This window comes from Candidatus Woesearchaeota archaeon (assembly GCA_016928155.1).
Classification (GTDB): domain Archaea; phylum Nanobdellota; class Nanobdellia; order Woesearchaeales; family JAFGLG01; genus JAFGLG01.
In genome coordinates this window covers 1-12,333 of the sequence record JAFGLG010000014.1, presented here as the reverse complement: position 1 = coordinate 12,333, position 12,333 = coordinate 1, and the positions used below count along the sequence as shown (strand labels likewise).

Genomic DNA, 12,333 nt, shown 5'->3' with positions numbered 1-12,333 from the left:
CAATGTTTTTTCTTTTCTTATCTTCTGATTCTTTGATTGTTGGCCCACCCCCCAACCGCCATCGGCAGTCAGATGCAGGGAGATGAGCATATCCTTTTACATATCCTCCATCATCTTCAGCACATCCCTGAGGTCATAGTCCCTCTTCTCCTCTTTAGGGAACTTGACTGCTTCAAAGGCCTTATTCTCTATCTTTGCCATGTAACCTTCGATTATCTCTTCTGCACTCAATCCATAATATCTTCCATGATGCTTAGGTCTTGCGCTCATCTTTGCACCTCAGGAAGGGATCTTCTTCTCGCCCATATAGGCGTAGATGCTCTTCTCCTGCCATTCCTCACCTGTGTGATAACTCCCCCTGTTCAGGACACGTACAGCCTCAAGAGGCTGCTTCTCCATGAACTCATACATCTTCCTAATTTTCATTGACGATCACCTTCATAACTTTTTGATCATATTTCCCTTTTGAGTCACGCACTGTTATCGTGACATCGAACTCGCCCGGTATCCCTGGGGTGAATTCAATCATGCCTGTATCTGAGATATCGAACATAGAAATGTCGTCGTGATATGTCAGCCTGTCTCCGTCAGGATCTGATGCAATGACCTGGTAAGAGAAAGCAACATCCTCAGTCAGTGTCAAGGTATCTGGAATGCTCAATCTCGGCGGACTGTTGTATTCGAACCTGTTGGCAAACAGGTAGCTGAAAGGCTGCTGTCCCGGGACATCACAGATGATGGAATACAGGACATTCTCCTCATCATGAGGGATTACAGTGACATTTGCATCAAACTGCGAAAGCAGGCTGAGATCAATATAATCCGGATCTCTGAATTCCATCTCCAGTATCTGCTGGGATATGTTGAATGCCATGCCAAATGGCATATGTACCCTATCCGCGAAATCAAGCAGGGAATATTCTGAATTCCCTTTTCTGATTTCTATTGGATAATAAATCCTGAAGAAGACAGAATTCCAGGAAACACTCACATTTGCTGTAATATTGCGGGTCTCAATCTCAAATCCCTGAGACTCAAAAATACTGAAGTTGGAGCATCTGTCAAGATTATCCTCGACAAATACTGCGATGTGGGCCTCGATCTCTTCAAGAGACGGGCTATTGTCCTCTCCGTAATCATAATAATAAGTGGTGTTCGTGTATCCTGTGTCAAGATATTCTCCGACAGGGTATATCCTTCCGCCCCTGGATCCGGCCAGATATACACTCCTTTCTGTGACCTCCTCCAGGCACTGCTGCACATACTCCTGTATCGGCCTGACCTGATAAGGGGCTTCGAACATGAGTTCCCTCTCAGCAGTTATCTCCTCCTGCTGGAGACCCCTTATGTAGAATATCAGTCCAGCTGCGATTATCACAACCAGTCCGATGACAATGAAAATTGTGACCTGCGCCTTCTTCATCTTGCATCACCCACCAATGTCCAGAAATTCTCGAAACCAGAAAGCACGAGGGGATCCTTGAGCAGATGCTCCCTGATGTGCTCGCGGAACTGCCTCTTGTCAAGAGCAAGGAACTTGATATCATAAGGGACAAAATGAGAGACGCGCACCTGATTCTCGCAGATTATGCAGAGAGTCTTATCAGAGAAATAGACAGAGTGGATCACATCATGCTTCTGGAGCTCTTCAATCAATGCATCAAAATCAGTGTTCTGGGATTCTGTCTTGTTCTCAAAGGAATTCAATGCAAGATAGAGTATGGTGCGATGATTAGAGAAATCAAGGGAACATAGGATCGCGTTGCCGACAATCCTTTTCCTGAGGATTCCTTGATTGATAAGATTCCTGACTTCCTTGTTGATGAAAGAATAGGATTTCTTGAATTGTTTGGAGATCTGGAGGATGGTGAAGTCTTGCGAGAGGTCCTTAGCGAACAGGTCAATTATCTTCAGCCTGAAATCCTTCAAATGCATCCCTTCTTTTTTAAAGATAGTTGTTTTATTTTAATTAGTTATTTATAAATGTTATTGTTTTTTATATAGTTATTTAATATATATTCAGGAATATATACTTTATTTTATTAATTTTCTCTATTTTTTATTTAATATTATTTAATTTTAGTTAGTTATATTTATAGTTTCCTAAAATTCCTATAGAAACAATCTTAGAGTTAAACCCACGTTTCTTTTACCCGTTGAGATATTGTAGGACAATACTGGTTTTGGGCTATGCTCATTTTTCTTCTTGAATTCATATAATCATATCAGGACAATAACAAGGACTGTCAAGAACCTCTGATACTTGATCCAGTTAACCCTACAAATCTTACAGAATTGCATCTTCTGCAAATATGTAGGTATAACTTTTTCTGATTTTCCAGTCACCAGCAAAATAATATCAATATTGAAAATAAATATTTCAATAATAACTTTATAAAACCGGCCTATATTATAATAGGCATGGAAAAGAGGAAGCTATCAGACCTCATAAAGATCATCTTCGTGGCAGTGTTCTACAGGCTAGTCCTTTACGGCGTATTCTCAATACTCTACATGTGGCTCCTGGACTGGGCAGGAATCCATCAGTTCAACTTCAGGCATGTGCTTGTCCTTACAGTGACAATCTTCTTCATCTGGTTCTTCATAGAGAACAACATCGTCAGCAAGCTGAAGAAATCACCGACGACAAAATGAGATTCTCAGGCATAGAGATAAAGCACCTTGCAATAAGCTGGGCTGCCATCACAATGGCATTCACCATAGTGATGCTTGATCCGGGAAAAGGCTTTCTTGTCACATTGCTGCACAGCGCACTGGCAGTAGGCACCGGCTTTGTCTTCCATGAGCTCGGGCATAAGCTCGTGGCCCAGAGATACGGATGCTGGGCAGAATACCGGGCAGATTTCCGCATGCTCTTTTTTGCGATAATCATATCTTTCACAGGTTTCCTCTTTGCAGCGCCAGGGGCAGTGCTGATACACGGAAATGTTGATAAGGCGCGAAACGGCAAGATATCGATGGCAGGGCCTCTCACAAACATATTGATCGCAGTCATTTTCCTTGCCATATCATTCTTCTCTCAAGGAATCCTCCAATCGATAGCGCTTTTCGGGACACAGATCAATGCATGGCTCGCGCTGTTCAACATGCTGCCTTTCGGCAATTTTGACGGAAGAAAAATATTTGCATGGAACCGGGCGGTCTATTTCAGCATGATCATCTGTGCTGCAGTCCTGCTTTTCCCTTTCTTCCTTGCGTGATCAGCAGGAATCTCCCAGTTTCATGCATTTTTTCATGTTTTCCAAGCAAAATCCATGCAAGAACACCCTAAATCTGCCGACGACAAACCGGAAAATGGACATTTGATGCACAAAACAACAAATTTTTTTGGAATCACACCCAATTTTGCAGAAAATAAAAAAAATTCTGACAAAAAAATGAAATTTTTAGAAAATTTTTGCAAATTTTCGGAAAAAAAGCGATAAAATGAAAATATTTAAATACTAGCGACGATTTAAAAACATCAATCAAACCTTTTGAGGTGAATTGCATTGGCAAAAAAGAAAGTTAAGAAGGCAACTAAAAAGAAAGCAGTAAAGAAGAAGGCAACCAAGAAGAAAGCAAAGAAGAAGGTTGCAAAGAAGAAGAAAAAGTAATTTTCTCGTAGCCCCTCGCGGGGCCACATCTTTTTTTCTCGACGTTATTCGTGCAATTCTATGTGGTGTGATTGAGTCTTGCTTGAGCGCCTAATCCAGTGCCTTGATGCACCTTTAGCAGGAAAATCTTCAAGAATTTATCTTGCCGCATCAAATTCGCACCGCGAATTTGCCCTTATCCTTGAAGATTTTCAATCAGAGAAAACAAAGAGGCAGAGAATTCTCAGAACTAGAAATCAGATAATCCTTTCTGGATATGCTTGGGCCTGAATTCTGATCTCTTCGGCATCTCACCCAGAACAGGAACACCATACTCACCATCATAACCGGGCAGGATCCTGATGTTCCCATGCCGATTCAGGATTATGGAATCTGCCAGCGGACCATCAACAACTTTCTTCAATTCTTCTTCAGGAGCATCCAGCAGGACATCAAGTTCAGTGCCGAACCTCTTGATTAAGTCATAATACACCTTCCAGACCTTCTGAGATGAGACAGCAGAACCAGTGAGAGCAGAGATCATATCTGACAAGGGAATCAATCTCCTGAATGGTGCAGCGCCCTCTGGCTTGGTGCCTAATGGCCTGTCTGCAAGCTGTTCAACACGGTTGAGGACACCGATTGTCAGCTTTTTTCCGCAGACAGGACAGATGCCCTTATGCTTCACAGTATCTTTTGGCTCCAGACAGACCTTGCAATCCCTATGACCATCAAAGTGATATTTGCCATAATTCGGGTCAACCTCGATAGTCTCAGCAATTTCCTTGTTCCTTATCGCACTGAGGATGCTCTTGTAATCCAACTTCGCATCAAAAATCGTAGCTTCCCTGCCTAATCTCCAGGGCCAGAAAGAATGAAGATCAGAAAAAGAGACAAGAGAATAGCGGTCAAGCTTCGAAAGACGCCAGTTCATCTCAGGATCACTGCTCAGGCCAGTCTCCAGAGCGTGGATATGCTTTGACTGGTCCTTGAAAGCATCCTCAACAGAATCAAAGCCAGACATGGAGCCGAAAAGGCCGAAATACGGGGTCCAAACATGAGCGGCTATCACCTCAATATCAGTGCTTATCCTCCTCATGTCGTCGACAAACATGTCGCATGGAAGCTTGCCGAAGATCGGCCTGCCATCATAATCCAGGCGGCCTTTTTTGCCAAGATATTCATTTATCTGAGCAACAACACCAAGATCCGGGGCGAGGATCACAAGATGCACCTTCCTGCCCCTGCCATCCTGGCTGTACATCAGAGAAATCTCAGAAGTGAGCATGAAATGAAAGCCAGACCCTGTCTTAAGGATCCCAGAGCCATCCTCGCTCAGATTCGACCTTATCTCACCAAGCCATTTCGGATGGGTGAAGTCACCAGTGCCAAGCAGATTTATGCCTTTCAATCTTGCATACTTCTCAAGATTCACAAAATCCAGCTGTTTAGAAGTGGCTCTGGAAAAACGTCCATGGATATGCAAGTCAGATATTATGCGCTCCCCCATGGCCTGGAATAATGAATAATTGTTTAAAAAGGTTTAGTAGAAATCAGGAGAGTTCGCAAGTGCCTGAGACAGGCTGATATCTTTCCTGATAGGATGAAGATGAGCATGCGCATGATCCCTGACAGTAAGCTGGACACCTTTGCCGCTGCCGCCAAAATGATAGCCGACAGGGATAATATACAACCTCGGATCATGAAGCATGGCCTCGCAACATCCTGCAGCCCTTTCTCCAATACCCAGATCATTAGGGGGATGATCCCTGAGCCCTTCATAGAAATCATGCAATCCCTGCATCGCTTCCCTGCCTGAATAGAATCTTCCTATAAGAGCATTGTATGCATCTTCAGCCGCATCCCACATGGCCTTGCCTGTCATCTCATCAAGATCAGCCATCTTTGCAGCATGCATCCGCGGGACAACAAGGACATGGCCCGGCGTTATAGGTGTGGGGCTCAAAATGGCATAAGCCAGACCAGATTCATACAGCATCTGGCCATTCCCTCTCCAATGCTCCAAGTGAGTGCAGAAAACATCATTCCCTTGCATGAATCAAGGGGAAAATACTGACATTTTAAATGTTACCAGTCATCAATAAGTAAATAATCAATTATCAGTAAATGCAATCCATTGATTCATGCTGTCCTGAACTTCCTGAAGAAATGCTGCCATGCATCAAGATCAGGCTCAATCCTCTCAGAATCATACAGATTGAAATTATGAGAGAGCTTCTGCACAGTCCTATACTTATACATCATCCTGGCGATATGGTCAGCAAGATTGACCAGCCTGTAACGGACATCAGCCCCCTTCTCTGACCTGAAATCAGGCATGGAACCAACAGCCTTTGCCAACTCATCACGATAGACCTGCTGGAGTTCGCCATCAAAGAGACAAAGCTCCAGACCAGAGAATTCCCTGATGAACTCCCCTATCGCAACAACCTTGATGCGATGGGGGCCGAACCTCTGCTTGTAATCATGATCAACCTCGATATATCTGAATTCCCTGTTAGTGTTAGGCCCAAGGATATTCGGGATGGGTGTGCTTGTGCTCTTGATCTTAGAGAACCTATGTCCGTTGCACTCGGTATCCTTATGATTGGTGGAAAAAACGCACACGTAGAACTCCGGGAAACGTCCATGGTTCGATTCATCTATGCCTAGGTAGCCAGGAATTGTATCGCCTTGGGACTTTTTTTGAGATAAGATGCCCGATTATATAAAACTTTGGGATGTGTGAACAGTGACGACCAAAATAATTAAATAACAGGAGGACCAGAGATGTGCCATGCCTAAGCTTCTCAATATAACCGGACCCATGGCTGCAGGGAAGTCAACGATTGCCGACATCCTCTACAAGAAACTGAAATCATATGCATTCATAGACAGGGCTTACATCAAGAAGCACCTGCAGAGAGCAGGAAAGCAGAATGCAAAGAGGATAGCAAAGGAAGCTGTGCACATGATGGCAAAAGAGCTTATGAAACTCAAGCAGAACATCTTAGTCCAGGAGATGAATGCAGAAAGCCTGAAGAAGAAACTAGGGCTGCACATGAAGAGATACGGTTACACATTGCACTCCTTCTTCCTGCATTGCAGTGTCGACACAGCCCTGAAAAGGGATCACATGAGATCAGGGAAGCGCAGACCCGGCATTGTGAAGAGGATACATGGGTATGTTAAACCGACAAAGCATGATGTGATCATCAACACAGAAGAGAATACAATGGAGCAGACAGTGAACAGAATTCTCAAGGAAATAAGGAAAAAACATTAAAAAAATTTAAGGGCTAATAGACTGCAAAGTCCCTGTGCTTGACCCTGTGCACATTATCATTCGAGATCGTGAATCTCAAAGTATACACGCCTGGCGCAAAATCATGCGGCAGCGGGATATGCAGTATCACAGCCTCTGACTCGCCATCAGGCAGCTTGTCTATGCTCTTGCTGTAAGAGTAGCCAGTCTCGTCAAAAGTCACCCTGACCCTGGCATTCTTCATGTCCTTGTCACCTGAATTTGTGAATCTGACAAGAGCCACCACCTCGCCGTCATCAAGCACAGAATCCTCATTGATGATCTGCAGGGCATCGACATACACAGCTTCCACAGGCTTCTCAGAGACAGTCAATGTGAATGTCTTGGAGACTGACAGATTGCTGTCTGAAGCAGTCACAGTGATGATATATGTTCCCATATCACCTTTAGCAGTCTGCCACTCACCATCTGCATCAAGCGGAGCAGAGTAAGCTATTGTGACAGGAGCGCCTTCCGGATCATAAGCATGGGCATCAACATCCACGAACTCACCCTCATAAACTGAGATGTCCCTGAGGTCATCCAATACAGGAGGCTGATTCCCAACTTCAAGCACAGTTATCGTGAACTGCCTGACCACAACAGCAGAGCCATCTGTCACACTGACAGTCGCAGGATAGACACCAGCATCAGTATAGCCAGTCTGCCAATAACCATTGGAATCCAGCGGAGCTGAATAAGACATGACCAAAGGATCATTGTCAGGATCATATGCATCAACAGCGACCTGCACGACTTCTCCTTCATACACTGTGATGTCAGCAACAGGCCCAACTACAGGCGCATGATTCCCAGTTTCAAGCACAACAATGCTGAAATAAGCTGTCACCTGGAGCTGGCCATCTGAAGCAGTCACGCTTGAACTATAATTCCCAGCATCATTGAAGCCGGTCTGCCAAGTGCCGTTCGCGTCCAACGGAGTACCGTAGGCCAGGAAGACCTCATCGCCATCAGTGTCAAAAGCAAGCGCAATCACCTGCAAAAGATCACCTTCTGTAACAATGTAGGTCTCCTGGACCTGCAGCGTAGGAGCGTCATTCACGCAGTTCTGGTCGATATTGTCATTAAGCTCAGGAGCGCCAGGGTGGATTGTTTCGTCATTGTCATCGCAGTCGATGCCTATGAAGCTGCCGTCAAGGGGGCTTGTGCCGCAAGCGGTATAACCATCGCTGTCAGCATCAAAGTCCTCATCAAACAATCCATCGCAGTCATTATCCCTGCCATCGCATGCCTCTGGCGCAGGATCCACAGATATTGTAGTGTTGTACCACACGCCAAAGAAGCATGTAGCGACACCTTCCCTGCACTCACCGACCCCAGAGCCGAATGAATAAGAGATGTACTCATCAACAGAGCCATCACAATCATTGTCCATGTTATCACAGGAAGCTTCTGCACCAGGCTCATAATCTGAGCCATAATCAGCATCGACACAGCCAGGCCAGACACCATCAACACAGGTCTCTGTGCTTCCAGAGCAGACACCCAGCTGGACCGGACATGATTGTGTGTCGCCTATTGTGCACTGGCATCCGTTATCGACAATCCCATTGCAGTCTTCATCAACAAGACCTTCGCAGATCTCTGATTGAGGCGCAGGACAGCCATCCCAGACACCGGCTGCGCATATTTCTGTGCCGACAGCGCAGATGCCATAATGGGACACTGAACAAGCCTGAGAGATCATATCAATCACTGAGTCACAATCATTATCCTGATTATCGCAAACTTCAGGCGCACCAGGATAGACAGTGGCATCATAGTCATTGCAGTCAGGATCAACAGGATCACCGGTTGTAGTATTTGTACCACATGTTGTGTAAGTGTCAAAATCATAATCGAAGTCCTCATCAAACAATGCATCACAGTCATTATCCAGACCATCACACAGTTCAGGAACCGGGCCTACAGGCATAGTGATGTTCATCCAGAAGCCTATTACGCATCTCATGAGGCCATAAGAGCACTCGCCTACATCAGTGGAGCCAGTCTGCCGGGTTATGTCCTCATCCCACTGGCCATCACAGTCATTGTCCAAGGCATCGCACATGGTCTCATCTCCTGGTTCATACTGTGGGCCATATTCATCCAAACCACAGCCCGGCCAAGCGCCATTCTCGCAGGATTCAAATGAACCAGCGCAGACTCCCTGCTGCATGGGACAAGGCCTTGTATCGCCAGCACTGCACTCGCATCCATCATCGACAATGCCATCACAATCCTCATCCAAGATACCATCACAGGTCTCTGCCTGAGGGGCCGGACATCCGAACCAGATGCCTGATACGCAGGTCTCCTGGCCTTCAGCACAGATACCCTGCCAATTCACAGAGCATGACTGATGTATGTTGTCAGCAACACCATTGCAGTCATTATCAATATTATCACATAATTCTGCTGCACCCGGGTTTATAGCCGGATCGTTGTCATTGCAGTCTGTGCCTCCTGTTGCTGTGGAATTATAACCATCCTGATCAAGGTCATCATCCAATGTCGCAGGATTGCAGTCATCATCCACTCCGTTGTATGGGATCTCTGGCATTCCAGGGTTGATGCTTGCATTATTGTCATCGCAGTCTGTACCTCCTACTATTGCTGCGTCATAGCCATCATCGTCGGCGTCTGTCAGGTCTGCACCATCACAGTCCTGATCAATCCCATCATAAGGGATCTCAGCTGCTCCCGGGTTAATGCTTGCATTCAGGTCATCACAGTCATCAATGAGCAGATAACCATCACCATCAAGATCATCATCCAAAGTGGCTGGATCACAGTCATCATCCACTCCGTTGTACGGTATCTCTGTCATGCCCGGGTTTATTGTTGCATTATGATCATTGCAGTCCATGATGCCGCAATTTCCTATGCTCTCAGAGCCATTATAGCTGTCCCCATCATTGTCTATGCATACAGGCTGAGGGAGACATGCTCCATCTTCACATCCCCACTGGCAATCAGATGTTGTCACATTGAACTGGCCGTCAGGCATGCAGTAATACTCAACAATGCTGCCATTGTCACAATAATCAGACTCATCAATGTCACCGCAGGATGAATCCAGGCATCCATAGCCTGAAACTGAGCCCTGAACCGAGAAGTTCAGGCCTCCATCACTATCAGAGCAGGAACAGCCATCCTCATCGACTAGTCCATCGCAGTCATCATCAACAAGATTGCAGATTTCTGCAGCTCCCGGGTTCACTGACTGATCCGTATCATCACAGTCAGGATCAACAGGATCACCGGTTGTGGTGTTGGTGCCGCATGTTGTGTAAGTGTCAAAATCATTATCGAAGTCCTCATCAAACAATGCATCACAGTCATTATCCAGACCATCACACAGTTCAGGGACAGGATTGACAGGAAGCTGTATGACATACCAACTGCCGACCACGCACTGATTGTATCCATAAGCGCACTCACCTACATCAGTGTCGCCTGTCTGGTTGTAGATATACTCATCCAGCGAACCATCGCAGTCATTATCTAAGGCATCACAGGATGTCTCATTGCCGGCCTCGTAATCAGGGCCATAGCTCAAGGAATCACATCCGAGCCAGCCAAGAACACCACCGCAGATCTCAGTGGAGCCTGCGCAGACACCCATCTGAAGAGGACAAGGGTCTGGAACAAGATTATCATCAACAGTGCCAGAGCAGTCATTGTCCTTCCCATCGCATGTTTCAATCATGCCAGGATTTATCTCAGGATCTGTGTCATCACAGTCTGTAGTGTGATCATATCCATCGCCATCCAAGTCATCGTCCAGTGTTGCCGGATCGCAGTCATCGTCGACTCCGTTGTATGGGATCTCTGTCATGCCTGGGTTGATGCTTGCATTCAAATCATCGCAGTCATCAATGAGCAGATAACCATCACCATCAAGATCATCATCATATGTGGATGCATTGCAGTCGTCGTCGACTCCGTTGTACGGGATCTCTGGCATGCCCGGATTGATGCTTGCGTTCAGGTCGTTGCAGTCGTCAGTATAATTGTATCCATCGCCATCCAAGTCATCGTCAAGTGTTGCCGGATCGCAGTCATCGTCGACTCCGTTGTACGGTATCTCCGGCATGCCTGGGTTGATGCTTGCATTCAGATCATTGCAATCGGGATCAACAGGATCACCGGTTGTGGTGTTGGTGCCGCATGTTGTGTAAGTGTCAAAATCATTATCGAAGTCCTCATCGAACAGCCCGTCGCAGTCGTTGTCCAAGCTATCGCAGGTCTCATCCACAGGCTCAACAGGCATGGTGATATTCACCCAGAAACCAAGGATGCACATCATCTCACCATATGAGCATTCGCCGACATCACTGGATCCAGACTGCTGGAAGATGCCATCATCAATTATCCCATCGCAGTCATTGTCCAGGGCATCGCACGATGTCTCATCGCCAGCCTCATAATATTGGCCATACTCAGATGCATTGCAGTCCAACCAGCCCAGGACACCGCCGCAGGTTTTGACTGATCCTGTGCAGATGCCATGCTGCAGAGCGCAAGGTTCAGGTGCAAGATTGTCATCAACAGTTCCAGAACAGTCATTATCCGCTCCATCACAGACCTCTACAGCTCCGGGATAGACAGCTGCATTGTTATCATCGCAGTCATCCCCGCCTGTAATGGTGGAGTTGTATCCGTCACTGTCAAGATCATCGTCTGGTGTTGATGCATTGCAGTCATCGTCAATGCCGTTGTATGGTATCTCTGCCATGCCCGGATTGACATTCGGATCATTGTCATTGCAGTCATCAGCCAGATCATATCCGTCACTGTCAAGATCATCATCCGGTGTTGCCGGATCGCAGTCGTCATCCACTCCGTTGTACGGTATCTCCGGCATGCCTGGGTTGATGCTTGCGTTCAGGTCGTTGCAGTCATCAATGAGCAGATAACCATCACCATCAAGATCATCATCGACAGTCGCCGGGTTGCAGTCATCATTGATGCCGTTGTATGGTATCTCTGCCATGCCCGGGTTTATGTCAGGATTGTAATCATTGCAGTCATCCCCTCCTGTGACAGTGGAGTTGTATCCGTCACTGTCAAGATCATCGTCTGGTGTTGATGCATTGCAGTCGTCGTCGACTCCGTTGTACGGGATCTCCGGCATGCCTGGGTTGATGCTTGCGTTCAGGTCATCACAGTCATCTGCCAGGACATATCCGTCTCCATCAAGGTCATCGTCAAGCGTTGCCGGATCGCAGTCATTGTCAAGACCATCGTATGGGATCTCGACTGCTCCAGGATTCACATCTGCATTGTTGTCATCGCAGTCTGTTCCGCCTACTATTGCTGCTTCATAGCCGTCATTGTCGGCATCTGTGAGGTCTGCACCATCGCAGTCCTGATCGATACCATCATAAGGGATCTCTGGTGCTCCCGGATAGATGCTCGCATTATTGT

11 protein-coding genes are annotated in these 12,333 nt (G+C 46.4%); 3 read left to right on the top strand and 8 right to left on the bottom strand.

All coding sequences use genetic code 11. The annotated features are described in order from the left end of the window. Positions 1–96: 96 nt before the first annotated feature. Genes JW968_06555 through JW968_06540 form a run of 4 tightly spaced genes read right to left on the bottom strand, consistent with a single transcriptional unit; the run spans position 97 to position 1,935 of the window. Entirely contained in the window at positions 97–270 is a 174-nt protein-coding gene (locus JW968_06555; protein MBN1386602.1) for a hypothetical protein, read from the bottom strand. A 9-nt stretch (positions 271–279) separates the two neighbouring features. Beyond that, on the bottom strand, positions 280–426 hold the full coding sequence (locus tag JW968_06550) for a hypothetical protein (protein MBN1386601.1): 147 nt from the start codon (positions 424–426) through the stop codon (positions 280–282). Next, positions 416–1,423, bottom strand: coding sequence for a hypothetical protein (locus tag JW968_06545; protein MBN1386600.1), 1,008 nt, complete (start codon positions 1,421–1,423; stop codon positions 416–418). Before JW968_06545 ends, JW968_06550 begins: the two co-directional genes overlap by 11 nt. Next, complete coding sequence (locus tag JW968_06540) at positions 1,420–1,935, bottom strand: hypothetical protein (GenBank protein MBN1386599.1); 516 nt, start codon at positions 1,933–1,935, stop codon at positions 1,420–1,422. The genes JW968_06545 and JW968_06540 overlap by 4 nt, the downstream gene beginning before the upstream one ends. 486 nt (positions 1,936–2,421) lie before the next feature. On the opposite strand from JW968_06540, the gene JW968_06535 reads away from it, so the two are divergent. Both JW968_06535 and JW968_06530 read left to right on the top strand, forming a co-directional pair. Next, positions 2,422–2,655, top strand: a complete 234-nt coding sequence (locus JW968_06535; GenBank protein ID MBN1386598.1) for a hypothetical protein — start codon at positions 2,422–2,424, stop codon at positions 2,653–2,655. Beyond that, complete coding sequence (locus tag JW968_06530; GenBank protein MBN1386597.1) at positions 2,652–3,221, top strand: hypothetical protein; 570 nt, start codon at positions 2,652–2,654, stop codon at positions 3,219–3,221. Before JW968_06535 ends, JW968_06530 begins: the two co-directional genes overlap by 4 nt. Before the next feature lie 625 nt (positions 3,222–3,846). On the opposite strand, the gene JW968_06525 is transcribed toward JW968_06530, so the two are convergent. From JW968_06525 to JW968_06515, 3 genes are all read right to left on the bottom strand, one after another. Further along, positions 3,847–5,106 carry a DNA helicase UvrD gene (locus JW968_06525; GenBank protein MBN1386596.1) on the bottom strand — a complete coding sequence of 420 codons (1,260 nt, stop codon included), beginning with the start codon at positions 5,104–5,106 and terminating at the stop codon, positions 3,847–3,849. Between the two features lie 33 nt (positions 5,107–5,139). Next, entirely contained in the window at positions 5,140–5,652 is a 513-nt protein-coding gene (locus JW968_06520; protein MBN1386595.1) for an HIT domain-containing protein, read from the bottom strand. An 86-nt stretch (positions 5,653–5,738) separates the two neighbouring features. Further along, positions 5,739–6,224, bottom strand: a complete 486-nt coding sequence (locus JW968_06515; GenBank protein MBN1386594.1) for a hypothetical protein — start codon at positions 6,222–6,224, stop codon at positions 5,739–5,741. A 169-nt stretch (positions 6,225–6,393) separates the two neighbouring features. Here JW968_06515 and JW968_06510 point away from each other — a divergent pair, with 169 nt between their 5' ends. Further along, positions 6,394–6,882, top strand: coding sequence for a dephospho-CoA kinase (locus JW968_06510; protein ID MBN1386593.1), 489 nt, complete (start codon positions 6,394–6,396; stop codon positions 6,880–6,882). A 13-nt stretch (positions 6,883–6,895) separates the two neighbouring features. Here the strand turns inward: JW968_06510 and JW968_06505 are convergent. Next, the coding region (locus JW968_06505; protein MBN1386592.1) for a hypothetical protein at positions 6,896–12,333 on the bottom strand (5,438 nt) is incomplete at its 5' end.

What these genes read in the sequence shown, in the direction of transcription:
- JW968_06510 (MBN1386593.1), top strand. Translation starts at nt 6,394, where the DNA reads ATGCCTAAGCTTCTCAATATAACCGGACCCATGGCTGCAGGGAAGTCA.
- JW968_06550 (MBN1386601.1), bottom strand. Translation starts at nt 426, where the DNA reads ATGAAAATTAGGAAGATGTATGAGTTCATGGAGAAGCAGCCTCTTGAG.
- JW968_06530 (MBN1386597.1), top strand. Translation starts at nt 2,652, where the DNA reads ATGAGATTCTCAGGCATAGAGATAAAGCACCTTGCAATAAGCTGGGCT.
- JW968_06520 (MBN1386595.1), bottom strand. Translation starts at nt 5,652, where the DNA reads ATGCAAGGGAATGATGTTTTCTGCACTCACTTGGAGCATTGGAGAGGG.
- JW968_06545 (MBN1386600.1), bottom strand. Translation starts at nt 1,423, where the DNA reads ATGAAGAAGGCGCAGGTCACAATTTTCATTGTCATCGGACTGGTTGTG.
- JW968_06555 (MBN1386602.1), bottom strand. Translation starts at nt 270, where the DNA reads ATGAGCGCAAGACCTAAGCATCATGGAAGATATTATGGATTGAGTGCA.
- JW968_06525 (MBN1386596.1), bottom strand. Translation starts at nt 5,106, where the DNA reads ATGGGGGAGCGCATAATATCTGACTTGCATATCCATGGACGTTTTTCC.
- JW968_06535 (MBN1386598.1), top strand. Translation starts at nt 2,422, where the DNA reads ATGGAAAAGAGGAAGCTATCAGACCTCATAAAGATCATCTTCGTGGCA.
- JW968_06540 (MBN1386599.1), bottom strand. Translation starts at nt 1,935, where the DNA reads ATGCATTTGAAGGATTTCAGGCTGAAGATAATTGACCTGTTCGCTAAG.